The organism is Streptosporangium carneum, assembly GCF_027922005.1.
GTDB classification, from domain to species: Bacteria; Actinomycetota; Actinomycetes; order Streptosporangiales; family Streptosporangiaceae; genus Streptosporangium; species Streptosporangium carneum.
Genome location: NZ_BSEV01000006.1, coordinates 143,290 through 168,335 on the forward strand (window position 1 = coordinate 143,290; position 25,046 = coordinate 168,335).

A 25,046-nucleotide genomic window follows, 5' to 3' on the forward strand; every position below is an offset into this window, starting at 1 on the left:
GCTTGGTTAAATGGTCGCCATGCCCGGGCTGATGCTTCTCGACACACCATCGCTGTACTACCGCGCCTTCTACGGGGTGCCGGAGTCGGTGACCGCTCCCGACGGGATGCCCGTCAACGCGATCCGCGGCCTCATCGACATGATCGCCACGCTGGTCAGGCAGCACTCCCCCGCCGAGCTGGTCGCCTGCATGGACGCCGACTGGCGTCCGGCCTTCCGGGTGACGGCGATCCCCACCTACAAGGCCCACCGGGTCGCCCCGGACGGCGGCGAGGAGACCCCCGACACTCTCGCCCCGCAGGTGCCGGTGATCGAGCGGGTCCTCGACGCCGCGGGCGTCGCCCGCGTCGGCGTGCCCGGCTACGAGGCCGACGACGTGATGGGAACCCTCGCCGTGCGGGCCTCCGGCGCGGTGGACATCGTCACCGGCGACCGGGACATGTTCCAGCTCGTCGACGACAGCCGGCCGATCCGGATCCTCTACACCGCGAAGGGGGTCAAGAACCTCCAGCTCGTCGACGAGGCCGCCGTCGCCGCCAGATACGGCGTCCCCGGGCGCTCCTACGCCGACTTCGCCACCCTGCGCGGCGACCCCAGTGACGGCCTGCCGGGCGTGCCCGGGGTCGGGGAGAAGACCGCGGCGACCCTGATCACCCGCTTCGGCTCGCTGGAGGCCCTGGTGCGCGCCCTGGACGAGGGCGGCGACCTCACCGCGGGGCAGCGGGCCAAGCTGGACGCGGCCCGCGACTACCTGCGGGTCGCCCCGGACGTGGTCCGGGTGGCCCGCGACGTGCCGATTCCCGACACGGACCTGGCCCTGCCCGCCAAGCCGCGCGATCCGGAGGCGCTCGCCGACCTGGCCGAGCGCTACGGTCTCGGCGGCCCTCTCGGCCGCCTGTCCGAGGCGATCGCCCAGACCTCCCACGGCTGAAACCCGCGAGTTCGAGTGCATTGTCCTGCCCTGCCGGGGCAGGACGTACTTCTCGGACACCCGCCCACGAAAGACTCCGACATGGAGAGACCGATCTCGCCTCGGCGCGGTCACGGCGCCGGAGGGCCGCACCGCGGCGACCTGCCGTCTCCTGCCCCGGAGAAGCGGGCATGACATGGAACGGTAGGTTGACCCCCGTGCCTCACAAGAGCATCCGGGTGCCCGGAGAGTCCCATCCCCGGCTCAGCGACGGCTTCGAGCGGATCCGCAGGGAGCTGAAGCTCCCCGACGGGTTCCCCCTGGCCGTGTCCGAGGAGGCGGAGTGGGTCGTCGAGGTGCCCGCGCTGCCCTCCCTCGACCGCACCGACCTTCCGCTGATCACCATCGACCCGCCGGGCTCCATGGACCTGGACCAGGCCATGCACCTGGAGGAGCGTCCGGGCGGCTACCGCGTCTGGTACGCCGTCGCCGACGTGGCCGCGTTCGTACGGCCGGGCGGCGCGATCGACACCGAGGCCCGCAACCGGGGTGAGACCGTCTACATGCCGGACGGACGGGTGCCGCTGCACCCCACGGTGCTGTCCGAGGGCGCGGCCAGCCTCCTTCCCGGAGCCACCAGACCCGCCGCGCTGTGGTGCGTCGACCTGGACGCGGAAGGCCGGATCGTGGGCTCGGACGTGACCAGGGCCCTGGTGCGCAGCCGCGAACGGCTGGACTACGACTACGTCCAGGCGGCGGTCGAGACCGGCACCGCGGACGGCACGCTGCGGCTGCTGGCCGAGATCGGCAGGCTCAGGCTGGCGCTCGAGCGGGCCAGGGGCGGTGTCACGCTGCCCACGCCCGAGCAGGAGGTCGTCCCCGACGGGGACGGCTACCGGGTCGAGCTGCGCGCCCCGCTGGAGGCAGAGGCGTGGAACGCGCAGATCTCCTTGTTGACCGGCATGGCCGCCGCCTCGATGATGCTGGACGCGGAGATCGGCCTGCTGCGGGTGCTGCCGCCCGCTCCGGCGGAGAAGATCGCCCAGGTCCGCCGGGTGGCCGCCGCGCTCGGGGTGCCGTGGCCCGAGGGGGCGGCGTACGGCGACGTCGTCCACGGGCTCGACCCGAAGATTCCCGGGCAGGCCGCGTTCCTGGAGGAGTCGACGGTGCTGCTGCGCGGAGCCGGATATGTGGCCTTCAACGGCGAGCCCCCCGTCCAGGCGGACCACGCCGCGGTGGCCGCGCCGTACGCCCACGTGACCGCACCGCTGCGCAGGCTCATCGACCGCTACGCCACCGAGATCTGCCTGGCGGTGGCGGCGGGCGAACCGGTGCCCGAGGACGTCCAGCGGGTCATGGGCGAGCTGCCGGGCATCATGCAGTCGACCGGACGGCGCGCGGGCGCGGTCGAACGGGCCTGTGTCGACCTGGTCGAGGCGTTCGTGCTGCGCGAGCGGGTGGGCCAGACGTTCGACGCGGTGGTGATCGACGTGGACGGCGGCCATCCCTGGGGGCAGGTGCAGGTCACCGACCCGGCGGTGGTGGCCCGCTGCGACGGCGAGAACCTCCCGCTGGGCGAGGCGGTCAAGGTACGGTTGACGCGCGCCGATCCGGCGACCCGGGAGGTCCGCTTCAGCCTGGCCTGACGGCGAGGCCGCGGCCAGACCTCTCCCGGGCCGCCTGCCTGCGGTTACCTCTTCAGGGTCCAGCCCGCTCCGACACCTGCCAGGTGCAGGGCGACGCAGAGCAGTCCCGCGATGGCGAGCGTGGTGACGGTTACGACGGTGCCGACGGCCACACCGGCGATCTGGAAGATCAGGGCGAGAACGAACAGCAGTGCGGCGGCGAGGGCGAACATGCCTACCTCCCTGGGCGGGGGTCCAACGGGGTTCTGACATGGGGATTTCCGGGACGGTCTCCCGGAAAACAGCCCTGAAGGTGACGTTCCGCACGCCAGGCGTCACAAGGTATTGACCGGGCGGTCAGTTAGCCTCAGGGCGGCAGGGAACCCGGCACAGCAGACGATGCCGCAGGCGACGCTCGCGGCGGCCCAACGGTGTTCGACTGGTTCGTTCGGCTGGTCCGCTTTGTTGTCTTGGTTGGGGTGGTTCGGCTTTGTTCGCGTGGAGGGGGGCGCACAGACCGTAGTCGCTCCCTTTTCCGGCCGCCCATTCATCCCTGGGCGGCTGAAGCAACCTGCCAGGGTTCCATCCATGGTCGATCGCCGTAGCTGAAGCCCGGTGCGGAAAGGAGCGCAGGGCTGAGCTGGAAAAACCCTCGCGGAGAGAAGGGCCTCCCCACCCGTGAGGCGCCGGCTTCGCTGGGCCGCCTGTTGCCCGCCCCCTGATCGTTGCCCAGAGCACCCCCGCCGACATTCTCGGGCGCAGTACCCCCACCGGTGCTCTCAGGCACAGCACCCCCAGCGGCGTTCTCGGGCCCAACGCCCACCCTGACGTTCTCGAGCACAACGCCCCCACCGACGTTCTCGGGCAGGACACGCCTACGGGTGTTCTCCGGGGGCGGCCGGAATACGCCGGAAAGGGGCCGCGGGTTGCTGTAGCCGCAGCTCAACGGGTTCGGCGGTAGACGCGACATCCTCTAGGCGCACATAGCGGCCGAGGCTGGCAAGGTGCTGGTGGCGACTCCTGGCCTGCAACTCCGGGGCGGTACGCCCGGCCTGGGCGAGATGCTGCAGCGCGCTGTGGCGAAGCTGGTGCGACGTCCACCCCTGACGGTGCTGGTCGAGCTGGGCGGAGGCGGTCTTGAACAGGTACTCGGCACACGAATAGGGCAGGCGGCCCCGCCCGGTGACGGGGCAGATGTCGGGGGCCGCGGGCACGCAGATCCGGAGACAGGGGCGCGCCGGTCGGCCAGGAACACCGGCCCGGCGGTGCCGACCGGCCGGCACCGACACTTCGATATGTCTTTAGTGGCTAAAACTCGATACAAAGAGTCGCGAAGTAAATTTCCCGCTCCGTGCTATTGATTCAGCGTCGATCAAAATGCACCATCATATTGGGTCCCTGAGGAAAGCGGGCCGGGGCTAAGCGGCCGAGAATCCACGATGCCGTCGCATTCAGCACGATCGACGCCGCCCCCAAAGGCGCACGCAAAATTCTGGTTTCGGCTGCCATCATTTTCGGCAGCATTGAGCACCAAATCCCATACACCAAAGGAAGGGAGCACGACATGCGCCTGCTCAAGAAGCTCGCCAGCGCCGCCGCCGCAGCAGTGATGGCGGGTGGCGCACTGCTCGCCACCGCCCCCGGCTCCTACGCCGCATCCGAGCCCGACCCCGCCCCCGCCCTGCTCGTGGAGGCGCCAACCTGCGTCAGCCGCCCCGTGTACGAGGTGCCCGGCGGCTTCGACGTGTTCATGACGAACAGATGCGGTCGCACCATGTACGTCAGAGTCATCGTCGACTGGGCCCCCGACAGCGTCTGCATCGAGCTTCTCAACAACCAGTCGAGAACGTGGCACTACCAAGGCGTGACCGGGCAGTACGACCACCTGGCCCTGTGCTGATACCGAAAACGACATCAAGTCGCGCTCGCGCCTATTCCCGAGCACAACAAGAACAGTTAAGGCCTCGCCGTTAATAAACGCGTCCATGGGTCCTGAGAATGGAGTCTGTCAGACCCGTTCGTCGTTCGGCCGTCTCTTCTGCAGGGGCGGCCCGGGACCGGTGAGCCGCACGGCCACAGGCCGGGCCGGGCCGGGCCGGATGGACTCAAGCCGGGCGGTGCGGTAGGCACACCACCGCACCGCCCGTCCCCTGTTGTACGGAGGTCCGCTCTGATGGGATGTCCCACCAGGCCCGGCGCTCGGGTCGGTGTCGCCAGGGGTGAAGTAGCCCAGCGTGAGATCTGACCGGACAGAACGTTGATTCTGTCCGGTCAGCACCCCCGCGCAGCCCGTTTCTGCCGTATTCCGGTGGCACCCCTTCTCGGGCGGGACACCCCCACCGGCGTTCTTGGGCAGGGAGTCCCGTTCGGCTTCTCCGGCAGGTGATGGTCATCACTGTGCGTTCGTTCCCGCCGGGGGCGTCCCGCCAGGGGGTCGGCCGTGTTCGCCGCGTGCCGGCGGGAGTGTTTTCAGTGGCGGTGCCGGCCGGGGTGGTGTCGCCTGCTGTCGCTGCCGGTCACGCGGGCGGTTCGAGGCCAGCCCGTCACGGGGGTCGGTGGTGGCGGCCGTTTCCCCTGGCCCGCTGTCGTCCCGCTCTCGCTTCCCGTTGTCGTCCTGTTCCTGCTGTCGTGGCGGCGAGGGGTCAAATCACAGCGGAGATCGCTCTGTCAGGAGCCCCGGAAGTCGAGTGGGGTGCTCTGCCCAACAACACCACTGGGGGTGCCCTGCCTGAGAGTGCCGGGGGTGTCTGCCCGAGAACGTCAGTGGGGGCAGGGGTGCTGTGCCCGAGAAGGTCAGTGAGGGTGTCCTGCCTGAGAACGTCAGGGTGGGCGCTGTGCCCGAGAAGGTCAGTGAGGGTGTCCTGCCTGAGAACGTCAGGGTGGGCGCTGTGCCCGAGAACGCCGGTGGGGGCACTGTGCCCGAGGATGTCGCTGAGGACGCCCTGAGCAACGATCAGAGGGCGGGCAACAGGCGGCCCAGCGAAGCCGGCGCCTCACGGGTGGGGAGGCCCTTCTCTCCCCGGGGGTTTTTCCAGCTCAGCCCTGCGCTCCTTTCCGCACGGGGGCTTCAGCTACGACGAGGTGCCCTGAACCGAACCACGGCGGATTGCTTCAGCGTCAGTCAGGACGCTGGGCGGTCGGAAAGGGAGCGACTACGGTCCGCAGGGCGTACGGCGGAGCAGCATGGCGTGGAGGGGGGCGGGTGGTCCGGCCGGCGTATAAAAGGACCGCGACCACCGGCGCCCGCCAGGCCGGAGGCCTGATCTCACCAGAGCTCAGCTGAGACGGCCGGCCGGACCACCCGCCCCCCTCCACGCGAACAAAGCCCAGCCCAGCAAACAAAACGAACCAAGCGGACCCAGCCAACCAAGCAAACCAACCGACCCCAGCGAACACCGCAGCTCAGGTCAACGAACCGCAGCTCAGGTCAACGAGGAGTAGGCCACCACGCCGCGCCTGAGCGCGTCCATCGCCTTGCCCGCGTTCTGCTTCACCTTGCTGCCGGTCGGCGCGGCGTCGGAGATCTGGCCGAGCAGGTCGAGCAGCTGCTTGATCCAGCGTACGAAGTCTCCCGCGGCCAGTTCGGAGCCGTTGACGCCGTCGCCCAGCACCGCGTCCAGGGTGTGACCCCTGGCCCAGCGGAAGGCCGCCCAGGCGAACCCGAAGTCGGGCTCCCTGATGAACGACAGGCCGTGATCGCTCTCGATGGACTCCAGTTCGCCCCACAGACGGACCATGTCGCCCAGCGCCTTCTGCACCCCGCCCGCGGGAATCCTCGGCTGGCGCGCCTCGTCGGCCTGCCTGGACTCGAAGACCAGCGAGGAGACGCTGGCGGCGAGCTCGGCCGGGTCGAGGCCCTCCCAGAGCCCGGCGCGCAGGCACTCGGCGGTGAGCAGGTCGAGCTCGGTGTACAGCTGGGCCAGACGGCGGCCCTCTCCGGTGACGTTCTCACCGTCGAGGTAGCCGAGCTGGTCGAGCACCCCGCAGACCTTGTCGAAGGTGCGGGCGATGACGTGGGAGCGGCCCTCGACCCTGCGGCGCAGCCCCTCGGTCTCGCGGAGCAGCTTGTAGTAGCGCTCCGCCCAGCGGGCGTGGTCCTCCCGCTCGTCGCAACCGTGGCAGGGGTGCTGGCGGATCTCCCTGCGCAGGCGGAGGATCTCCTCGTCCTCCGCGGCGTGGTCGCGTGCCCTGGCGGGCTTGCCGAAGTCGCGGTCGCCGATCTTGGCGTGCATGGAGGAGACCAGGTTGGCCCGCTCCTTCGGCGAGCGCGCGTTGAAGTTCTTCGGGATGCGCAGGTGCTCGACCGGCTCGACGGGGACGGGGAAGTCGGCGGGTGAGAGCTTCTTCACCTGTTTGCCGATGGTCAGCACCAGCGGGGAGGGGCCCTCGCCCCGGGAGTTGAGTCCCGGGTCGAGGACGACCGCGAGCCCCGCCCTGCGCCCGCCGGGAACGCGGATGATGTCACCGGGCTTCAGCGCCTCCAGCGAGCGCAGCGCCTGCGCCCTGCGGGCCGCGCCGCGCTGCCGCGACAGCTCGGCCTCCCGGTCCGACAGCGCCCTGCGCATCGCGGCGTACTCCTCGAAGTCGCCCAGATGGCAGGTCATCGCCTCGCGGTAGCCCTGCAGCGCCTCCTCGTGGCGGCGCACCTGCTTGGCGATGCCGACGACCGCCCTGTCGGCCTGGAACTGGGCGAAGGAGGACTCGAGCAGCGATCTGGCGCGTTCCCTGCCGACCTGGCCGACCAGGTTAACCGCCATGTTGTAGGAGGGGCGGAAGCTGGAGCGCAGGGGGTAGGTCCGGGTGCTGGCCAGGCCCGCCACCTGCAGCGGGTCCATGCCGGGCTGCCACTGGACCACCGCGTGGCCCTCGACGTCGATGCCGCGCCGTCCCGCCCGGCCGGTGAGCTGGGTGTACTCGCCCGGGGTGAGGTCGGCGTGGGTCTCGCCGTTCCACTTGTCGAGCTTCTCGATCACCACGGAGCGCGCGGGCATGTTGATGCCCAGCGCGAGGGTCTCGGTGGCGAACACGGCCTTGACCAGGCTACGGGTGAACAGCTCCTCGACGACCTCCTTGAAGGCCGGCAGCATGCCCGCGTGGTGGGCGGCCAGGCCTCGCTCCAGGGCGTCGCGCCACTCGAGATAGCCGAGCACGGCCAGGTCCTCGTCGGGCAGGTGCGCGGTGCGCTCGTCGACGATCTGCCGGATCTCGTGGCGTTCGGCGTCCGTGGTGAGCCGGATCCCGCCGTACAGGCACTGCATGACCGCGGCGTCGCAGCCGGCCCTGGAGAAGATGAAGGTGATCGCGGGCAGCAGGCCCGCGGCGTCGAGACGCTCGATGGTCTGGGCGCGGTCGGGCGGGCCGCTCCTGCGCGGGCGGGAGTAACCCCTGCGGCCCCTGCCGTAGGCCTGGCGTTCCTCGTCCCTGGCCAGACGCAGGAGGTTCGGGTTGACCAGCGGGCGTTTGCCGTCCTCCTCGGAGACGAACAGGTCGTACAGGCGGTGGCCGACGAGCATGTGCTGCCAGAGGGGGACCGGGCGGTGCTCGTCGACGATGACGCTGGTGTCGCCGCGGACCTCGCCGAGCCACTCGCCGAACTCCTCGGCGTTGCTGACCGTGGCGGAGAGGGCGACCAGCCGGACCGACTCGGGCAGGTGGATGATCACCTCTTCCCATACGGCGCCGCGGAACCTGTCGGCCAGGTAGTGCACCTCGTCCATGACCACGAAGCCGAGCCCCGCCAGGGTCCCCGACCCGGCGTAGAGCATGTTGCGCAGCACCTCGGTCGTCATGACGACGATGGGGGCCTCGCCGTTGACGCTGTTGTCACCGGTGAGCAGGCCGACCTTGGCCGCGCCGTACCGTTTGACGAGATCGTTGTACTTCTGGTTGGACAGCGCCTTGATCGGGGTCGTGTAGAAGCACTTGCGGCCCTCCTCCAGGGCCAGGTGCACGGCGAACTCGCCCACCACGGTCTTGCCCGAGCCGGTGGGGGCGGCCACGAGCACTCCGTCGCCCGCCTCGAGAGCGCGGCAGGCGTCGAGCTGGAAGTCGTCCAGCTCGAAGTCGTACAGACCGCGGAACGAGGTCAGTGCAGGCCCGCTGTCGGCCTGGCTCTGACGGAAGGCAGCGTAACGTTCCGCTGGGGTCGTCATGTCTCCAAGCCTACCGATATCGGGATTCCGGTCCGTCCGGCGTGGACTCGGCGAACTCTCGGCGGGCAGAGGCCGCCGCCCGCCGCAGGAGGGTCACAGCAGGACCCGCAGCGCGCCGGGGACGATCTCGCAGGTGAGCGGGACGGGACCGATCCGCTCACCGTCGGCGTAGGCGATCACGTCGGGGGCCTCGAGGGTGACCCTGGCCGCGCGCCTGGTCTCGACGAAGGGGCTGCCCACGTGGGAGCCCCGGTAGACCTGCGGGAAGACGCGCAGGAAGCGGCCCTTGGGCACGGCGTCGAGGATCGTCACGTCCAGCAGGCCGTCGTCGGGAACGGCGTCGGGGCAGACGCGCATCCCCGCGCCGTAGGAGGAGGTGTTGCCGACCGCGACCAGCATGGCCTCGCGCTCGATCGTCTCGGAGCCGCCGGGTCCCTCAAGGGTGATCCGGAAGGGGATCGGCCGGAAGGAGCGGAGTTCCTCGGCCAGCGCGAGGAGGTATCTGGCCATGCCCGGCGGCCAGGTCATCCGGTTGGCCCGTTCGTTGACGCGGGAGTCGAAGCCGCAGGCCATCACCCCGGCGAACCACTCCTCGCCCGTCTTCGCCGCGTCGAGCACGCGGATCCCGCCCGCGAGCACGACGTCGGCGGCGGCCAGGGGTGCTCTTCTCGGCAGGCCGAGCGCGGCGGCGATGTCGTTGCCCGTGCCCGCGGGGATGACGCCCAGCGGGGTGCCGGTTCCCGCGACCGCCTGGACGGCCAGGTGCACCAGGCCGTCGCCGCCGAAGGCGACCAGCGCCTCGGGCCTGCCCGCGACGGCCTCCCGGGCGTGCCTCAGGGCGTCGTCCGCCGACTCCCCCACGATCACCGAGACCTCGTGCCCGTCTCTCCCCAGCCGGTCGAGCACCGGGGCCAGCAGGCCGCGCGAGCGGCCGCCTCGGGCTGCGGGATTGACGAGGACGGCGATCTCTCCGGGCACAGACCGGAACTTATCGCCTATTTGATCTGGTCGGTATCCGTCGTTCCCAGGTCAAGAGGAGAGGCCTCGTCATCGGACAGATGGGAGAAGTCCTCGTCCTTCGAGGCCCGTCTCTCCCTGAGGTACATGAACCCCTCGGCGAGGGCGAACAGCCCGACCATCGGGATCGCCAGGGCGACCATCGAGAACGGGTCGGTGCTCGGGGTGGCGATCGCCGCGAAGACGAACATGATGAAGATGGTCATGCGGCGGTGTTTGGCCACCGTGGCCCGCGGCAGAACACCGATCACGTTGAGGAACACCATCAGCAGCGGCAGCTCGAAGGAGACACCGAAGATCACGATCATGACCAGGATGTAGCTGAGGTACTCGTCGATCGTGAGGCCGGTCAGCGTCCCCTCGGGGGCGAAGCTGAGCAGGATCGCCAGACCGGTGTCCGTGACGAGGTAGGCCAGGCCCGCCCCGGCGAGGAAGAGGGGGACGGCGAGCCCCATGAACATCAGGGAGTAACGCTTCTCGTTGCGGTACAGACCGGGGGTGACGAAGGCCCAGATCTGGTACAGCCACACCGGGGAGGAGGCGACGAGGCCGAACAGGGCCGCCACCTTGAGGTTGACGAAGAAGGACTCGAAGACTCCCAGGACGAGCAAGGTGCACTGCCCCGGCCGCAGCTGCTGGGCCTGCTGGAGGCTGCAGTACGGCTCCTCCAGGAAATTCCAGATCGGGTCGAAGTAGACGAAGCCGATCCCGATGCCGACGGCCAGGCCGAGAAAGGAGATCAGGATGCGGTTGCGCAGCTCACGGAGATGCTCCATGAGCGACATGCGTCCCTCTGCCGCCCCCTCGGGCGGCACCGATCCGTTCGAGCCCGGCTTGGGCCATTTCAGCAGCGCCATTCGCGAATCCCGGTCCGACGAGTGAGGTGATCAGGAGCGAGGTGGAGCCTACTGCGGCTTGGCCGCGCCAGCCTGGGCGCGCAGCTTCGCGGCCTGCTCCTCCAGGGCGCGGGCCTGCTCCTCCGCCGACAGCGCGGGGGCGGGCGCCTGAGCCGTGGTGAGCGGCTGCGGAGCCGGGGCGGCGGGCTGGGGCTGTGCCTGGACGACGGTGGCCGCGGGGGCGCCCGTCTCCTCGTCGTCGCGCAGCTTGGAGGTCTCCGACTTGAAGATACGCAGCGACCGGCCAAGCCCGCGAGCCGCTTCCGGCAGTTTCTTGGCACCGAACAGCAGCACCAGGATCAACCCGATGATGATCAGCTCAGTGGGTCCCAGGTTGGGCATGACACATCCTTAAGCCGAACGACATGCACTCTCTTGCCCGATCGTACGCTCCCGCGAGCACAGACTCATCCCTTCCGGGCCTGGATTGTCCGGACCTGCTCGTTCAAGGCGCTGTGTGCGGGGGCGATCATCCGGCGCATCCGGTCGACCTCTCTGCCCAGTTCCCGGGTCGCGAGCAGCACGCGAACCCCCAGAAAACCGAGCACGAGCAGCCCGGCGAAGGCCAGGCCGACCGCGGCGAAGATCCAGCTCATATCAGCAGATCATAACTCCGCGGGTCAGGAAACCGACTCGTAACGATTCAGCGCCGACGCCGCGGCCTGCCTGACGCTCTCGGCCAGCGAGGCGGGAGACAGCACCCGCCCCGTGTCGCCGAGGCGCAGCGCGAGCCGTACCAGCCAGTCCTGGTCGCGGGCCCGCAGCGCCACCCGCATCCGGCCCTCGCCGAGCTCCTGCGCCTGCTCGCACGGGTAGTACTCGGCGACCCAGCGGCCCGCGGGGGTCAGCTCGAGCTCCACCAGCTCGTCGGTCGGCGAGGGGCGGAAGACACCGGGCGTCACCTCGTCGGGGGTGGCGTCCGCGGGCGGATCGGCGGCCACGTCGAGGATCTCGACCGTGAGCACCCGGTCGAGCCGGAACAGCCGCACCGCCTCCGCCCGGTAACACCAGCCCGACAGGTAGGAGCGGCCGTCCACCACGACCAGGCGCATCGGGTCGACCTCGCGCGGGGTGACCTCGTCGCGACCCGGCACGTAGTAGCGCAGCGACAGCCTCCTGCCGCGCCGCAGCGCCTCCTTGACCGTGGGCAGCGCGTCCGGGGTCGCGTCGACCTCGACGGCGACCTGGCTGCTGACCGCGGCCGCGCCCTCGCCTGCGGCCTGCTCGAACTTGGCGATGACCCGGGTCAGCGCGTCACGCTCGCCGAACTCCGGCAGCTCGGCGAGCATGCGCAGGGCCACCAGCAGTGCGCTGGCCTCGTCGACGCCGAGGCGCAGCGGGCGGGCGATCGTTTCGGCGTTGTCGATGATGATCTCGCCGCCGTCCCACGAGACGTCGATCAGGTCGCCGGGGGTGTGCCCCGGCAGCCCGCACATCCACACCAGCTGCAGGTCGTCGATGAGCTGTTTCTCGCTCAGCCCGAAGACCTTCGCCACCTCGGGCACCTGCGCCCCCGGGTGCGACATCAGGTAGGGAACCAGTGCCAGCAGTCTGGGCAGCCGGTCTGCCGTGCTCATGCCTCGCTCCTCCAGCTCCACTGTGTGCCCGTGGCGTCGCGCGTCACGTCAGCGCCCCCTTCAGCCGGCAGATCACGGCCTCCCTGGCGTCGGGCGGCCCGACCACCTCGGCGTCGGCGGCGAAGCCGACGACCCAGCCTGCCAGCCTCTCGGGGTCGGTGAAGTCGACGTCGAGCTCGTCCCAGCCGTCCCGCCCCTGCCGTACGGCCTTCGCCACCTGGCGCAGCCCCTGGCAGGCTCCCTCGCGGACCCGGATGAGGGCGGTGCGCTCCTGCACCGTCATGTCGTCGCGGTAGCCGACCATCGACGTGATGTCGACGCCGTCGGGGACCACGACGGTTCCCGGGCGGCCGACCGGGACGACGGGGCCGCTGATCCGGCTGAGCCTGAACACCCGGGACGCGCCGCGGTCGCGGTCGTGTCCCACGACGTACCACCGGCCGCGGCGGCTGACCACGCCCCACGGCTCGACGGTGCGGGTCAGCACGCTCTCGCTGGCCGCCGCCCGGTAGGGGAAGCGGACCGCGCGCCGGTCGCGCACGGCCTCCCACAGGGCGGGGAAGGCCGGGTCGCGCGTGTCGACCCGCAGCTCCAGCGCCCCGCCGAGCATGCCTCCCGCCTCGTCGGTCTCCACGCCCCCCGCGCGCAGCTTCAGCAGCGCCCCGCTGGCGGCCTCGGCCAGGCTGGCCCGCTGCCACACCTGGGCGGCGAGGCCGACCACGGCCGCCTCGTCGGGCTCCAGGGTGATCTCGGGCAGCTCGTAGGCCTGCCGGACGATCCGGTAGCCCGGGTCCTCCTCCCAGGGGTCCTTCTGGACCTCGATCGGGATGCCGATCTCACGCAGCTCGTTCTTGTCCCGCTCGAACATCCGCTGGAAGGCCTCGTCGTTGGCGGCGTCGTAGCCGGGCACCGCCTGGCGGATGTGCTCGGCGCTGAGGGGCCGCCTCGTGGCCAGCAGGCAGATCACAAGGTTCAGCAACCGCTCGGTCTTCCGGCGCGACATCCGGCCTCCTTCCCTGTTCAAATGACTCTACGTCCAGGTGGCGCTACTCTTCCCCGGTGATCAGATGGCGCAGGGGCGAGGTCGTACGGATCCGGCGCGAGTGGCCGGGGGCGGTGGAACTCGACGTCACCACCGAGGATGGCAGCGTGCGCGCGCTGGCCTACCCCGCCCTGGTGGGGCGTCCTGAGCCAGGCGACGCGGTGCTGCTCAACACGACCGCGCTCGCCATGGGTCTCGGTACGGGAGGTTACGCCATGGTGGTGGCGCTCCCGAACAGATTGCCGAAAGATCCGCAGGGTCCCGGACACCTGGTGAAGGCACGCTACACCCCGTTGCAGGCAACCGTGCTCGGCGCCGACGAACAGGACTCGCCCTTCCACGAGACGCTCCGCGAGGCCGACTCCCTGGACGGCATGCCGGTGGTGGTCGCCGACCTGCACTCGGCGCTTCCCGCGATCCTGTGCGGCCTGTACGGCTCGCACCCTCCCACCTCCGGTGAGAACCCCCGCGAGGACTCGCTCGAGGGCCCAGGAGGCGACGGGGGCGCCGAGGCCGCGCCGTCGCCGCCTCCCGCGCAGGGGCGGCCTCCCAGGGTCGCCTACGTGATGCTCGACGGGGGCGCGCTGCCCGCCTGGTTCTCCATGTCCTGCGCCCGGCTCAGGGAGGTCGGCTGGCTGGACGGGGTGGTCACGGTGGGGCAGGCGTTCGGCGGCGACGTGGAGGCCGTGACGCTGCACACGGGCCTGCTCGCGGCCCGCCACGTCCTGGGCGCCGACGTGGCGATCGTCACCCAGGGGCCGGGGAACCTGGGCACCGGCACCCGCTGGGGCTTCTCCGGCGTCTCGGCGGGCGAGGCGGTCAACGCCGTCGCCGTGCTCGGAGGCAGGCCCGTCGCGGCGCTGCGGGTCAGCGAGGGCGACCTGCGTGAGCGTCACGTCGGGGTCTCCCACCACTCACTGACCGCCTACGGCAGGGTCGCCCTCGCCCCCGCCCGGATCGCGGTGCCCGAGCTGCCCGGCGACTTCGGCAGGCGGGTGGCCGAGCAGGCCGAGGCGCTGGCCTCGCGGCACGAGCTGGTCGGGGTGTCCGTGGACGGGCTGCACGAGGCGCTCGCCGGCAGTCCGGTGCGGCTGTCCACGATGGGCCGGGGGCTGGAGGAGGACCTGGCCTACTTCCTGGCCTCGGCCGCGGCGGGACGCCACGCGGCCTCACTGCTGTCGTAGAACTGCTTGAAGGTGAAGGCCTCCGGCGTGGGGCCCTGAGCCCTGAGCGCCTCCAGGCGCCCCATCCCCTCCTTCAGTGAGGGGACGTGCCCTTCGGGGATCCACCACATCACCGAGTACGGCTCGGCCACGCGCAGGAACCACTCCCTGCGCCGCTGCAGAAGGCCCAGGTGGGCGCTGCGGTAGACGTAGTCCCAGAGGTTGTCGCGCGACTCCCACACCGAGAAGTTGATCAGCAGGTGGTCGCCGTACCCGTGCTCGACGACGTCCTGGGGGCCTTCGCCTCCCTTGAGCCGCCAGACGAAGCCGGGCGCGTCCTCGGCGAGCCGGTTGAGGGGGTCGAGGGCTGCGACGAAGTCGGCGAGTTCGGGTGAGTCGACGGGGGCGCGCATGTGGGCGACGTTCAGCTGGGCGAGGTGCATGACCACCAGCAGACCATCCCTCGCCCTTCTATGTCAATTCTCATTGTTTTTAGAAAAGACGACGCAGCACTCCCCCGGCCTGGGATCCAGCCTGGCCGTAGCGGAGTCGTTCCCCAGACCTTCGAGCAGCCCACGGCACAACGCCAGGTTCACCGAGCACACCAGCAGCGGGTGTTCCATCGACAGCACGTGGAACGGGCAGTTGCGCAGCCGCAGGCCGTCCTCCGCCTCGTAGGGCTCGTAACCGCGCTCGCTCAGCGCCCGGCCGAGGTCCTCTCCCTCCGCCACGAGCCCCGCCCCGACCCGCCTCGCCGCCTCCTGCGCCACCTCGTCCCCGCCGAGCAGGTCCACCACCTCGGCGAGCACCAGCGCGAGCGTGCGGTAGTCCCTGGCCGGGACGCTGACCTGCCACTCCCCCCGCGCCCTGCGGTAGACCTTCGCCGGGCGGCCGCTGCCGGGGCCCGTCCTGTCCGTCAGCCGCTTGAACCCCGACTCCAGCAGTCCCGCCTCGGCCAGCTTGTCGAGGTGGAAGGCGGCCAGGGTCCGTTGCACCCCCACCGCCTCCGCGACCTCGTTGCGCCCCGCCTCGCGGCCCAGGGAGATCACATACTCGTAGACGGCCCGCCGAACCGGATCGTGGAGGGTCGCAACCGTGCCGAGGTCGTCGCTGCTCACAGCGGGATTCTAGGCGTCGCCCGCGCGGCCGCGTCCCTCGCTCGGGACGTCACGGGAACAGGCACGGGAACAGACGCGAGGACAGGCATGGGGACAGCGCGGGGGAAGGACGGGGGAAGAACGGGGGAAGGGCGCGTGAACGCCGCAGGACCCGGCCACGCGGGAGCGTGACCGGGTCCTGCGAGACCGCCTCACCGAGCCCTCACGGGCCCTGTCGGCGGAGAAACCCCTGCGGCGAGCCGCCGTCAGGGAGCGATGTCAGAAGGCGGCTCCCGACGAGGCGCTGTCAGCGCGCCCGTCAGACCGCCCAGCGGGCCGCTCAGTAGGCCGCGACGACGTCGACCAGGAAGACCAGCGTGTCGGTCCCCTTGATCTTCTCGCCGGAGCCCTGCTTGCCGTACCCGAGGTCCGGCGGGATGCTCAGCAGCACGCGGCTGCCGACCGGGACGCCGACCAGGCCCTGGTCCCAGCCCTTGATGACCTTGCCGGTGCCGATCTGGAACATGATCGGCTCACCGCCGCGCGACCAGCTGCTGTCGAACTCGAGGTCAGAGCCCCAGATCTTGCCGGCGTACTGGACCAGGATCGACTGGCCGGACTTGACCTCGGGCCCGGAGCCCTTGATGACGACCTTGGAGACGAGCTCCTTCGGCGCCTTCTCCTTGGTCTTGGTGGTCAGCTTGGGCGCGGCGTCGCCGCCCGGGTTCTCCACCTTGACGCCCTTGAGGCCGGGGTCGGTCGCGGTGCCCTGGGCGGCCTTGCCCGAGGGAACCCCGACCACGTCGACCACGAAGACCTGCGACTGGCCCGCGGGCGCCTGCGCCTGCTGCTCCTTGGGCAGCGCGTCCTTGCCGACGACCGACAGGAACCGCCCTCCGCCCTTGGTCTCCGCGAAGCCCTTGCGCAGGATCTCGGGAACCTGCTCGTTGAGGGTGATCAGCTGCGGGCCTCCCTCGTCATAGGTCGAGCCCGCCAGCTTGTTCTCCTTGCCGTCCCAGGTGAAGACGGTGAAGTTGGCCACCACGTTGCCTCCGTCCTTGGCGGGGGCGCCGACGGTCCCGGGCGTGACCACCTGGTAGGAGGAGGTCTCCACCACCTTCGCGGGGAAGGCGACGGTCGGCTTGGCGTTCGCCGCCCCGGTGACCTTCAGGGCGGGCGCCCCCGCGCTCGCGGGAGAGGCGGCACTGCCCGCGCCCCCCTCGGAGCCGCAGGCTGCGGCGAACAACAACGGCACTGCGGCCAGTACGGCCAGGCTGCGGCGGCGCATAGGTATCCCTCAAGCAGACGTCAGGTTTGCGCCACACTACCCGCCCTCACATACGGGTGCGGTAAGGCGGAGGGCGACCTTGCCGAAGCGTGACCATCACATGCCCGCGATGAGCTTGTCCACTCTCTCGTCCACACTGCGGAAGGGGTCCTTGCACAGCACGGTGCGCTGCGCCTGGTCGTTGAGCTTCAGGTGCACCCAGTCGACGGTGAAGTCGCGCCGCTTCTCCTGCGCCCTGCGGATGAACTCCCCGCGCAGCCGCGCCCTGGTGGTCTGCGGCGGAACCGACTTGGCCTCGAAGATCTTCAGGTCGGAGGCGACCCGCTCGACCGCGCCGCGCTTCTGCAGCAGGTAGAACAGCCCTCGGCGGCGGTGCACGTCGTGGTAGGCGAGGTCGAGCTGGGCGACCCTGGGGCTGGACAGCGGCAGGTCGTACTTCCTGCGGTAGCGCTCGATCAGCTGGTACTTGGTGACCCAGTCGATCTCGCGGGCGACCAGGTCGAGGTTTCCGGTCTCGACGGCGGTGAGCGTCCGCTCCCACAGCTCGAGCACCCGGTGGCTGATGTCGTCGCCTCCCCTGCGGTCGACGAAGTCACGCGCCTTGGCGAGGTACTCCTGCTGGATCTCCAGCGAGGACGCCTCCCTGCCGTTGGCCAGGCGCACGCGACGCCGCCCCGTCATGTCGTGGGAGACCTCCCGGATGGCCCTGATCGGGTTCTCCAGCGACAGGTCGCGCATCACCGTGCCCGCCTCGATCATGCGCAGCACCAGGTCGGTCGCGCCGACCTTGAGCAGCATGGTCGTCTCGCTCATGTTGGAGTCGCCGACGATGACGTGCAGGCGACGGAAGCGCTCGGCGTCGGCGTGCGGCTCGTCGCGGGTGTTGATGATCGGCCGGGACCGGGTGGTCGCGCTGGAGACGCCCTCCCAGATGTGCTCGGCCCGCTGGGAGACGCAGTAGACCGCCCCGCGCGGGGTCTGCAGCACCTTGCCCGCCCCGCAGATTATCTGGCGGGTGACCAGGAAGGGGATGAGCACGTCCGCCAGGCGGCCGAACTCCCCGTGCCTGCCGACCAGGTAGTTCTCGTGGCAGCCGTAGGAGTTGCCCGCCGAGTCGGTGTTGTTCTTGAACAGGTAGATGTCTCCGGCGATGCCCTCCTCGCGGAGCCTCTTCTCCGCGTCGACGAGCAGGCCCTCGAGGATGCGCTCGCCCGCCTTGTCGTGGGTGACGAGCTCCACGACGTTGTCACACTCTGGGGTGGCGTACTCGGGGTGGCTGCCCACGTCGAGGTAGAGACGCGCCCCGTTGCGCAGGAAGACGTTGCTCGACCGGCCCCAGGAGACGACTCTGCGAAATAGATAACGCGCGACCTCGTCGGGCGACAGCCGTCGCTGTCCCCTGAACGTGCAGGTGACGCCGTACTCGTTCTCAAGCCCGAAGATGCGACGATCCATTGCCTCACACTATTCGCCGAACCCCTCTGGCGGGAGGGATCAGTGGGGGTTTTCGGTCCTACGGCTTATGCCCCCGGGGATGCTCGGCTAAGCGTGAGCGGGGCTCACGCCCGCTGGAATCGGGGCGTGAGCCGTACGACGGGGCTCAGGGGGTGTAGATCTCCTGAACCTTGACGATCTGCCCCCGGTAGACGGTGATCAGCGAGGGACGCTGGAACTTCGCCGCTCTGGTCAGCAGGACCTTGCGGGAGCAGCGCTTGGCCCCGAGCCCCTTCTTGTCGACGGTGAACCCGTTGAGGTTGGCCGAGCAGCCGAAGGCGCTCAGGAAGACGACGTTCCTGGCGACGGGCGAGGCGTAGGCGGTCACGTCCCCCTCGGGCGGGCCGACGAAGTGCCCCTCGCTGTACTTGTCCTTCACCCACTTGATCGGCGTGTACTCCGCGTCGTGCGGGCTCACGTGGACGATCCAGCCGCGCAGGATGCCGTCCTTGCGGGAGCTGATGTGCTTGGTGAAGTCGTGGCCGGGATCGCTCTGGAACGTGGTCCCGAAGGTCTTCGGCGCGGGGAAGTCCGGGATCGCCGCGGCTTCGGCGGGGATCGCGCCGGCCAGTGCTACGGAGAGCACGGCGGCGGCGGCCAGCAGGGAACGCTTCATGCCCGTTACGACGACGCCCCGGGGGAGACGGTTGGCCCGGCAGAGGGTGATCCCCGTCACAGCGGAGCGCCGCACCCCGGACGGGGACGCGGCGCTCCGCCGTCACGCGAAGGGGACGGTCAGCCGTTCGAGCCGGTGTCGAGGTCGCCCTCGGGGGCGGTCGGCGGCAGGTCCGGCGTCTGCGGGGTTCCCGGAGCCTCGGGCGCGGTCTCCTGGGTTGCGCCCCCGGCGCCTTCGGCCAGCAGGCGCTCCAGCCTCGGGCCGTTGAGACGCAGGAACTTGCGGTGGGGACGGTTGCGGTCGAGCACCGCGACCTCGAGCTGGCTGGCCGGGGAACGCTCACCACCGGGCTCGGTGAGCGCGAACAGCGCCGCCTCGAGCGCCTCGGCCAGCGGGAGCCCCTCGCTGTAGCGCTCCTTGAGCCTGCCCGCGACCGCCTCGGCTTGACCGCCCATCGCCACCAGGCCGGTCTCGTCGAAGACCGAGCCGTCGAAGGTGAGGCGGTAGATGTGGTCCTCCTCCGAGGAGTCGCCCACCTCCGCGACCACGATCTCGACCTCGAACGGCTTCGGCGACTCGGTGAAGATCTGGCCGAGGTTCTGCGCGTAGAGGTTGGCCAGGCCGCGCGCGGTGACGTCGTCCCTGGCGTAGTTGTAGCCGTTGATGTCGGCGTAGCGGATGCCGCCGAGACGCAGCGCCTCGAACTCGTTGTAGCGGCCGACCGCGGCGAAGCCGATCCTGTCGTAGATCTCGCTGATCTTGTGCAGGGCCCGGGAGGGGTTGGGGGCGACGAACAGGATGCCGTGCTCGTACTGCAGGACGACGACACTGCGGCCTCGCGCGATGCCCTTGCGCGCGTAGTCCGCCTTGTCCCGCATCTGCTGCTCGGGCGAGACATATCCAAAAGGCATGGACACCTGGGGTGATCCTCTCGTGTTAGCGCAGCGGGGCGACGGGGCCGTCGGGGGAGCTCATCCGCGTTTCGAGGACGGTCTGGACGTGACCGCCCACCTCCTCGTCGGACAGACGGTGGAAGCCGTCGGCGGTGATCTGCGCTACGACAGGCCAGATCCTTCGGGTGACGTCGGGGCCGCCGGTCGCCGAGTCGTCGTCGGCGGCGTCGTACAGGGCGTTGATGAGCACCAGGATGATCTCCTCGGGCGAGGCGTTCTCCCGGTAGAGCTTCTTCAGCGAGCCCCGCGCGAAGATCGAGCCGGAGCCGATCGAGTGGTACTGCTGCTGCTCGTAGGGACCGCCGCCCACGTCGTAGCCGAAGATCCGTCCGCCGTCGACCTCGGGGTCGTAGGCGGCGAACAGCGGCACCACGACCAGCCCCTGCATCGCCATGCCGAGATTGCCGCGGATCATCGTGGCGAGCCGGTTCGCCTTGCCCGCGACCGAGAGCGTCCTGCCTTCCATCTTCTCGTAGTGCTCGAGCTCGACCCGGTAGAGGCGGGCCATCTCGATGCCGGTGCTCGCCGCCCCGGCGATGCCCATGCACGAGTAGTCGTCGGTGCGGAACACCTTCTCCATGTCCCGCTGGGAGATGATGTTCCCCGAGGTCGCCCTGCGGTCACCGGCCATCACCACGCCGCCCGCGCAGGTCGCGGCGACGATCGTGGTGGCGTGCGGCACATGGTCGCCGACCGGGGTTGCCAGGGTCTCGTTTCTGCCGGGCAACAAGTCCGGCGCGTAGGAGCCGACGAACTCGGTGAACGAGGAAATCCCGCTGTTCGTGAAGATGTGATTCACCATGCCGGCGGGCAGGTCCCTGTGCGATCCCACGCGACTCCCTCCAAAGGTGCGGTCCTATAAGGCCCGACCTTACTCATCTTGCCGTGCTGCATGCACTTCCCTGGATCAGCTCAGCGCGAACCCCCTTCGCGCGGATCATCGAATCTTTGCACCGGGCCTGACACCGGCGGGCGCGGGCGATCCTCCGCCTCCGCGGGGCGCGCCGGGACGGGCGCGTTCCATGATCGGCGCGTTCCACGGCCGGCGTCCCGTGAGCGGCGCGGGCGGGCCGGACGGCGCGCACGACGGCGGGAGGCCGGGCCTGCGACCGCCGCGACCGGTTTCGCCGGTCCGCGTCATCCGGGCATGACGGGACAGGCGACGGCCGGTCGACCCGTCGTCCACGGCGGTGACGGCCGGAACCGGCGCGTCTCTCGTCTCCCTGCGTTTTCCTATGTTCCCAGCGGCGCTCGCGCCCTGTGGGGACCCGGTGCCGCGGCGCGCGGCCTCACCCCGTCCGGTCTCGAGCCCGCGACGACTCCGTTCTCACTCCGAGAGGAGGCGAGCCAGGGGCGTCCGCCTACTGGCCGCCCTTCTGAACGTACGACCTGACGAACTCCTCGGCGTTCTCCTCGAGAACCTCGTCGATCTCGTCGAGGATGGCGTCGACGTCGTCGGAAAGCTTCTCGTGGCGGTCCTGGACGTCGGTGGAGTCCGCGGGCGCGGTCTCCTCGACCTCCTTGTCGGTCCGCCCGGTCTGCTTCTGGCCTCCGCTGTCCTTGCTAGCCATCTGTGGCACCTCCACATGGGGGACGTCTGTTGCCCAATATCTTCCCCGAACCGGCAGACATTTCGCGTGGATCGTCCTCGATCTTTGTCAGAGTCCGCCGAAGTCGCCTCCGGCCTCACCCGCAAGACAACCCGCATCTCCCGTCCGGAGGCAAATCCGCCCGCGCTTGACTGGATAGCGATTCTATCCAACAATTGGCTAGCATCGCTATCCAACGGAGGATCCATGTTGTCGTCGTCGTCGCTGAGCACCGCGGGAGTGCTCCTGATCACCGTTCCCGCCGTCGCCTTCGGCGGGCTCTCCCTGCTGGCGCACATCATGCGCCACATCCCCGGCTACCTCGACAACCCGGTACGGCGGGGCCTGTGGCGGGCGGGGCACGCCCACGCGGGCGTCCTGGTGCTCTTCGCGCTCGTCGCGCTGCTCTACGTCGACCAGGCCGCCATGTCGGACGCCACCAGAACCCTGACCAGGATCCTGATCGTGGCGGCGCCGATCCTGATGCCGCTCGGCTTCTTCCTGTCGGTCGTCCGCCCCTCGGACACCAGGCCGAACAGGCTGATCTGGCTCACGGGCGTCGGCGGCGTGTCCCTGGGCGCGGGTACGCTGCTGCTCGGCATTGGCCTGATCTGATGCCTTTACAGGGTGTATTTGAATTTATCGACCATGCTCGGCGAGTCAGGATCGTTCCAAGTAGGCCAACGCGGCGCAAAACTGCGATCATTGGCGGGTGAGCACCATCGTCGCCAGCCGCTACAAGCTTCATTCCCCCGTCGGCCGGGGAGCGACGGGCGTGGTCTGGCGCGCCTACGACCTGTTACTGGAGCGGGTGGTGGCGCTCAAGGAGATCGTCCTGCCACCGGGCCCCGCCGCGGCGGAGCAGCGGCGGCGGGTGGTGCGCGAGGCGCGGATGGCCGCCCGGCTGAGCCACCGGGGCATCGTGACCGTGCACAACCTGGCCGAGGAGTCCGAGCGGCTCTGGATCGTCATGGAGTTCCTCGAGGCGCTGACCCTGCACGACACGCTCGTGCAGGCGGGCCCTCTCCCCGCCGACCTGGTGGCCGCGATGGGACGCAGGCTGCTGGACGCCCTGCGGCACGCGCACGACGGCGGGGTGATCCACCGTGACATCAAGCCCGCGAACATCATGCTGACGGGCGACCGGGTGGTGCTGGCCGACTTCGGCTTCGCCGCCCCCGAGGGCACGGCGGGCACCTCGATGCGCGGCACCCCGGCGTTCATCGCGCCGGAGACCCTGCACGGCCGGGGCGGGACACGCGAGGCGGACATGTGGTCGTTCGGGGCGACGCTCTACATGGCGGTCGAGGGCAGGACCCCGTTCAGGTCGGTGAGCTCGATGCCCGCCCTCGTCGAGGCGCTCAGGGAGCCCGCGCGGGCCCCGCAGCGGGCGGGCGCGCTGGAGCCCGTCCTGCGCGGCCTGCTGCGCAAGGACCCCCGGGCACGGCTGAGCGCGGAGCAGACCTCGGCCATGCTGGCCAAGATGCGCTGCTTCAGCGCCGCCTGAGCCTGCTCCGCGGAACCGCCGGCCCTGGCCGCCCGGTCGAGCTCCCCCGCGGGCGGCGCGCGGTCAGGACCGGGCCTGCGGCCGTCACGGTGACGGCCGACGCCCTTTACAACGTAGATCAGAGGATTTCGACGGCCCCGCCGTCAGCGGGGCACGGCGAGGCCGTCAGCGGCACGCCTCGACGAACCTGGCGGCGAGCTGGGGACTGCCCGCCCAGTGCAGGTGCAGGTAGGAGGCGACGACCCGCCCCTCGGCGAAGCCGTCCGCGCCGCCCCGCCAGCGGAACAGGGGGCGTTCCGGCAGGGGGTCGACGGCCGTGCGGTGGAACTCGTGGCCGCGGTAGCGCTCACCGGTCCTGGTCAGCGCCGAGTCCCGCACCGCCACCGCGTCGCGGTAGCCCAGGGTGAGGGCGCCCGTCATCCTGGCCTCGAGGTCCAGGACCCCGCACATCGGCCTGCCGTCCAGCTTCCTGGACAGGTACAGCAGGCCCGCGCACTCGGCGGATATCGGGCCGCCGAACGCGGAGACCTCCTTGCGCAGCGGCTCGTTCGCCGCCAGCTCGGCCGCGTAGACCTCGGGGAAGCCTCCGCCGATGACCACTCCCCCCGTCCCCTCCGGCAGGGCCTCGTCGACGAGCGGGTCGAAGGTGACGACCTCGGCTCCCGCCGCCGCCAGGAGCTCGGCCTGCTCGGTGTAGCCGAAGGTGAACGCCTGACCTCCGGCGACCGCGACCCTCGTGGTGACGGGCGCGGCGGGCCCCGGGCTCCAGGGCGTGGCGGCAGGCGCGGGGGCGGTGCGGGCGAGCCGTACGAGCTCCTCCAGGTCGCAGGAGGCGGCGACCAGCTCCGCGACGGCGTCCATGGCGCGGGCCGCCTGCGTCCTGCGTTCGGCGACGGGCACCAGGCCGAGGTGACGGGAGGGGGCGGCGACGGCGTCGCTGCGGTGGATCGCCCCCAGCACCGGGACGCCGCTCTCGGCCAGGGCCTGACGGCAGAGGTCCTCGTGCCTGGCGGAGCCGACCCGGTTGAGGATCACCCCGCCGAACCTGAGCCTGGTGTCGTACGAGGCGAACCCGTGCACGAGCGCGGCCACGGAGCGGCTCTGCTTGGCCGCGTCGACCACCAGGACGACCGGGGCGTCCAGCAGCCTGGCGACGTGCGCGGTGGAGGCGAACTCGCTCGCCCCCGCCCCGTCGTAGAGGCCCATCACCCCCTCGACCACGGCGAGGTCGGCGCCCGCCGCGCCGTGCAGGAACAGCGGGGCGACCAGTTCCTCCCCCACCAGCCAGGGGTCGAGGTTGCGCCCCGGACGGCCCGTGGCCATGGCGTGGTAGCTGGGGTCGATGTAGTCGGGCCCCACCTTGTGCGGGGAGACCGCCATGCCCCGCCGGGTGAGCGCCGCCATCAGCCCGGTCGCGACCGTGGTCTTGCCCGCCCCCGAGGCCGGTGCGGCGATCACCAGGCGGGCTACCATTCGATGCCCTTCTGACCCTTCTGTCCGGCGTCCATCGGGTGCTTGACCTTGCCCATCTCCGTCACCAGGTCGGCGGCCTCGAGCAGCCGGGAGTCGGCGTCACGTCCGGTGACGACGACGTGCTGGCTGCCGGGCCGCTCCGCGAGGGTGCGCACGACCTCGTCGACGTCGATCCAGCCCCACTTCATCGGGTAGGTGAACTCGTCGAGCACGTACAGGCGGAACGTCTCTGCGGCGAGGTCCCGCTTGATCTGCTCCCAGCCCTCGCGGGCGTCCGCGGCGTGGTCCTCCTCACTGCCGGGACGCTGGATCCAGGACCACCCCTCCCCCATCTTGTGCCAGGAGACCGTGCCGCCCTCGCCCGAGTCGCCGAGGACGCGCAGGGCGCGTTCCTCGCCGATGCGCCACTTGGCGGACTTGACGAACTGGAACACGCCGATCGGCCAGCCCTGGTTCCAGGCGCGCAGGGCCAGGCCGAACGCGGCGGTCGACTTCCCCTTGCCCGGCCCCGTGTGGACGATCAGCAGCGGCCGGGTACGGCGCTGCCTGGTGGTCAGCCCGTCCTCGGGAACGCTGACCGGCTTGCCCTGCGGCATCGTCATCCGCCTTTCGGTCTCGTACGGTTCACTTCGGCGTCTCCGGCCGCG

25 protein-coding genes are annotated in these 25,046 nt (G+C 70.5%); 6 read left to right on the forward strand and 19 right to left on the reverse strand.

The genetic code is table 11. The features are described from left to right. Positions 1–19 precede the first annotated feature (19 nt). Complete coding sequence (locus PKF00_RS15860) at positions 20–931, forward strand: 5'-3' exonuclease (RefSeq protein WP_271218284.1); 912 nt, start codon at positions 20–22, stop codon at positions 929–931. Positions 932–1,128: 197 nt separating this feature from the next. Further along, entirely contained in the window at positions 1,129–2,556 is a 1,428-nt protein-coding gene (locus tag PKF00_RS15865) for an RNB domain-containing ribonuclease (protein ID WP_271218285.1), read from the forward strand. Positions 2,557–2,600: 44 nt separating this feature from the next. On the opposite strand, the gene PKF00_RS15870 is transcribed toward PKF00_RS15865, so the two are convergent. Together PKF00_RS15870 and PKF00_RS15875 are read right to left on the reverse strand one after the other, a co-directional pair. After that, the gene (locus tag PKF00_RS15870; RefSeq protein WP_271218286.1) at positions 2,601–2,768 is read right to left on the reverse strand and encodes a hypothetical protein; all 168 of its coding nucleotides are present in this window, start codon (positions 2,766–2,768) and stop codon (positions 2,601–2,603) included. A gap of 642 nt (positions 2,769–3,410) precedes the next feature. Continuing rightward, positions 3,411–3,824, reverse strand: coding sequence for a tyrosine-type recombinase/integrase (locus tag PKF00_RS15875; protein ID WP_309298403.1), 414 nt, complete (start codon positions 3,822–3,824; stop codon positions 3,411–3,413). Between the two features lie 275 nt (positions 3,825–4,099). On the opposite strand from PKF00_RS15875, the gene PKF00_RS15880 reads away from it, so the two are divergent. Continuing rightward, positions 4,100–4,435, forward strand: coding sequence for an alpha-amylase inhibitor (locus PKF00_RS15880; RefSeq protein ID WP_271218288.1), 336 nt, complete (start codon positions 4,100–4,102; stop codon positions 4,433–4,435). A 1,522-nt stretch (positions 4,436–5,957) separates the two neighbouring features. On the opposite strand, the gene PKF00_RS15885 is transcribed toward PKF00_RS15880, so the two are convergent. The 7 genes from PKF00_RS15885 to PKF00_RS15915 form a co-directional block, all read right to left on the reverse strand. Beyond that, the gene (locus PKF00_RS15885) at positions 5,958–8,687 is read right to left on the reverse strand and encodes a DEAD/DEAH box helicase (RefSeq protein WP_271218289.1); all 2,730 of its coding nucleotides are present in this window, start codon (positions 8,685–8,687) and stop codon (positions 5,958–5,960) included. A 93-nt stretch (positions 8,688–8,780) separates the two neighbouring features. After that, positions 8,781–9,665 carry a YegS/Rv2252/BmrU family lipid kinase gene (locus PKF00_RS15890; protein WP_271218290.1) on the reverse strand — a complete coding sequence of 295 codons (885 nt, stop codon included), beginning with the start codon at positions 9,663–9,665 and terminating at the stop codon, positions 8,781–8,783. A 17-nt stretch (positions 9,666–9,682) separates the two neighbouring features. Continuing rightward, positions 9,683–10,561, reverse strand: coding sequence for a twin-arginine translocase subunit TatC (gene tatC / locus PKF00_RS15895; RefSeq protein ID WP_271218291.1), 879 nt, complete (start codon positions 10,559–10,561; stop codon positions 9,683–9,685). 48 nt (positions 10,562–10,609) lie between these two features. Beyond that, positions 10,610–10,942 carry a Sec-independent protein translocase subunit TatA gene (gene tatA, locus PKF00_RS15900; protein WP_271218292.1) on the reverse strand — a complete coding sequence of 111 codons (333 nt, stop codon included), beginning with the start codon at positions 10,940–10,942 and terminating at the stop codon, positions 10,610–10,612. Between the two features lie 65 nt (positions 10,943–11,007). Next, on the reverse strand, positions 11,008–11,196 hold the full coding sequence (locus PKF00_RS15905; RefSeq protein ID WP_271218293.1) for a hypothetical protein: 189 nt from the start codon (positions 11,194–11,196) through the stop codon (positions 11,008–11,010). Between the two features lie 24 nt (positions 11,197–11,220). Beyond that, positions 11,221–12,177: a helix-turn-helix transcriptional regulator gene (locus tag PKF00_RS15910; RefSeq protein ID WP_271218294.1), complete on the reverse strand. Its 957-nt coding sequence runs from the start codon at positions 12,175–12,177 to the stop codon at positions 11,221–11,223. Positions 12,178–12,220: 43 nt separating this feature from the next. Further along, complete coding sequence (locus tag PKF00_RS15915) at positions 12,221–13,180, reverse strand: helix-turn-helix transcriptional regulator (RefSeq protein ID WP_271218295.1); 960 nt, start codon at positions 13,178–13,180, stop codon at positions 12,221–12,223. Positions 13,181–13,236: 56 nt separating this feature from the next. On the opposite strand from PKF00_RS15915, the gene PKF00_RS15920 reads away from it, so the two are divergent. Beyond that, entirely contained in the window at positions 13,237–14,403 is a 1,167-nt protein-coding gene (locus PKF00_RS15920; RefSeq protein ID WP_271218296.1) for a DUF3866 family protein, read from the forward strand. Here the strand turns inward: PKF00_RS15920 and PKF00_RS15925 are convergent. From PKF00_RS15925 to PKF00_RS15960, 8 genes are all read right to left on the reverse strand, one after another. Continuing rightward, positions 14,349–14,825, reverse strand: coding sequence for a DUF3291 domain-containing protein (locus tag PKF00_RS15925; protein ID WP_271218474.1), 477 nt, complete (start codon positions 14,823–14,825; stop codon positions 14,349–14,351). The two genes, PKF00_RS15920 and PKF00_RS15925, sit on opposite strands and share 55 nt — an antisense overlap. A 33-nt stretch (positions 14,826–14,858) precedes the next feature. Continuing rightward, complete coding sequence (locus PKF00_RS15930) at positions 14,859–15,500, reverse strand: helix-turn-helix transcriptional regulator (RefSeq protein WP_271218297.1); 642 nt, start codon at positions 15,498–15,500, stop codon at positions 14,859–14,861. 319 nt (positions 15,501–15,819) lie between these two features. After that, the gene (locus tag PKF00_RS15935) at positions 15,820–16,767 is read right to left on the reverse strand and encodes an FKBP-type peptidyl-prolyl cis-trans isomerase (RefSeq protein ID WP_271218298.1); all 948 of its coding nucleotides are present in this window, start codon (positions 16,765–16,767) and stop codon (positions 15,820–15,822) included. Between the two features lie 96 nt (positions 16,768–16,863). Further along, positions 16,864–18,222, reverse strand: a complete 1,359-nt coding sequence (gene pafA / locus PKF00_RS15940) for a Pup--protein ligase (protein WP_271218299.1) — start codon at positions 18,220–18,222, stop codon at positions 16,864–16,866. 145 nt (positions 18,223–18,367) lie between these two features. Next, the gene (locus tag PKF00_RS15945) at positions 18,368–18,877 is read right to left on the reverse strand and encodes a hypothetical protein (RefSeq protein WP_271218300.1); all 510 of its coding nucleotides are present in this window, start codon (positions 18,875–18,877) and stop codon (positions 18,368–18,370) included. A gap of 119 nt (positions 18,878–18,996) precedes the next feature. Then, positions 18,997–19,788 carry a proteasome subunit alpha gene (gene prcA, locus PKF00_RS15950; protein ID WP_271218301.1) on the reverse strand — a complete coding sequence of 264 codons (792 nt, stop codon included), beginning with the start codon at positions 19,786–19,788 and terminating at the stop codon, positions 18,997–18,999. Between the two features lie 25 nt (positions 19,789–19,813). After that, positions 19,814–20,662, reverse strand: a complete 849-nt coding sequence (gene prcB, locus PKF00_RS15955; RefSeq protein ID WP_425582217.1) for a proteasome subunit beta — start codon at positions 20,660–20,662, stop codon at positions 19,814–19,816. Positions 20,663–21,191: 529 nt separating this feature from the next. Then, entirely contained in the window at positions 21,192–21,401 is a 210-nt protein-coding gene (locus PKF00_RS15960) for a ubiquitin-like protein Pup (RefSeq protein ID WP_271218302.1), read from the reverse strand. A gap of 225 nt (positions 21,402–21,626) precedes the next feature. Between PKF00_RS15960 and PKF00_RS15965 the strand changes: the two genes are divergently transcribed. Next, positions 21,627–22,034, forward strand: a complete 408-nt coding sequence (locus PKF00_RS15965; protein WP_271218303.1) for a hypothetical protein — start codon at positions 21,627–21,629, stop codon at positions 22,032–22,034. Positions 22,035–22,131: 97 nt separating this feature from the next. Then, positions 22,132–22,926: a serine/threonine-protein kinase gene (locus PKF00_RS15970; protein ID WP_271218304.1), complete on the forward strand. Its 795-nt coding sequence runs from the start codon at positions 22,132–22,134 to the stop codon at positions 22,924–22,926. 165 nt (positions 22,927–23,091) lie between these two features. Here PKF00_RS15970 and PKF00_RS15975 read toward each other — a convergent pair whose 3' ends face one another. Beyond that, entirely contained in the window at positions 23,092–24,399 is a 1,308-nt protein-coding gene (locus PKF00_RS15975) for a cobyrinic acid a,c-diamide synthase CobB (RefSeq protein ID WP_271218305.1), read from the reverse strand. After that, positions 24,393–24,995, reverse strand: a complete 603-nt coding sequence (cobO, locus tag PKF00_RS15980; RefSeq protein WP_271218476.1) for a cob(I)yrinic acid a,c-diamide adenosyltransferase — start codon at positions 24,993–24,995, stop codon at positions 24,393–24,395. Before cobO ends, PKF00_RS15975 begins: the two co-directional genes overlap by 7 nt. Between the last annotated feature and the right edge of the window lie 51 nt (positions 24,996–25,046).

Bases quoted from the DNA above. Each gene is read 5' to 3' on its own strand.
- PKF00_RS15870 (WP_271218286.1), bottom strand. From the start codon at position 2,768: ATGTTCGCCCTCGCCGCCGCACTGCTGTTCGTTCTCGCCCTGATCTTC.
- PKF00_RS15965 (WP_271218303.1), top strand. From the start codon at position 21,627: ATGTTGTCGTCGTCGTCGCTGAGCACCGCGGGAGTGCTCCTGATCACC.
- PKF00_RS15905 (WP_271218293.1), bottom strand. From the start codon at position 11,196: ATGAGCTGGATCTTCGCCGCGGTCGGCCTGGCCTTCGCCGGGCTGCTC.
- tatC (WP_271218291.1), bottom strand. From the start codon at position 10,561: ATGGCGCTGCTGAAATGGCCCAAGCCGGGCTCGAACGGATCGGTGCCG.
- cobO (WP_271218476.1), bottom strand. From the start codon at position 24,995: ATGCCGCAGGGCAAGCCGGTCAGCGTTCCCGAGGACGGGCTGACCACC.
- pafA (WP_271218299.1), bottom strand. From the start codon at position 18,222: ATGGATCGTCGCATCTTCGGGCTTGAGAACGAGTACGGCGTCACCTGC.
- PKF00_RS15960 (WP_271218302.1), bottom strand. From the start codon at position 21,401: ATGGCTAGCAAGGACAGCGGAGGCCAGAAGCAGACCGGGCGGACCGAC.
- PKF00_RS15910 (WP_271218294.1), bottom strand. From the start codon at position 12,177: ATGAGCACGGCAGACCGGCTGCCCAGACTGCTGGCACTGGTTCCCTAC.
- PKF00_RS15880 (WP_271218288.1), top strand. From the start codon at position 4,100: ATGCGCCTGCTCAAGAAGCTCGCCAGCGCCGCCGCCGCAGCAGTGATG.
- tatA (WP_271218292.1), bottom strand. From the start codon at position 10,942: ATGCCCAACCTGGGACCCACTGAGCTGATCATCATCGGGTTGATCCTG.
- PKF00_RS15925 (WP_271218474.1), bottom strand. From the start codon at position 14,825: ATGCACCTCGCCCAGCTGAACGTCGCCCACATGCGCGCCCCCGTCGAC.
- PKF00_RS15885 (WP_271218289.1), bottom strand. From the start codon at position 8,687: ATGACGACCCCAGCGGAACGTTACGCTGCCTTCCGTCAGAGCCAGGCC.
- PKF00_RS15975 (WP_271218305.1), bottom strand. From the start codon at position 24,399: ATGGTAGCCCGCCTGGTGATCGCCGCACCGGCCTCGGGGGCGGGCAAG.
- prcA (WP_271218301.1), bottom strand. From the start codon at position 19,788: ATGCCTTTTGGATATGTCTCGCCCGAGCAGCAGATGCGGGACAAGGCG.
- PKF00_RS15945 (WP_271218300.1), bottom strand. From the start codon at position 18,877: ATGAAGCGTTCCCTGCTGGCCGCCGCCGCCGTGCTCTCCGTAGCACTG.
- PKF00_RS15915 (WP_271218295.1), bottom strand. From the start codon at position 13,180: ATGTCGCGCCGGAAGACCGAGCGGTTGCTGAACCTTGTGATCTGCCTG.
- PKF00_RS15860 (WP_271218284.1), top strand. From the start codon at position 20: ATGCCCGGGCTGATGCTTCTCGACACACCATCGCTGTACTACCGCGCC.
- PKF00_RS15935 (WP_271218298.1), bottom strand. From the start codon at position 16,767: ATGCGCCGCCGCAGCCTGGCCGTACTGGCCGCAGTGCCGTTGTTGTTC.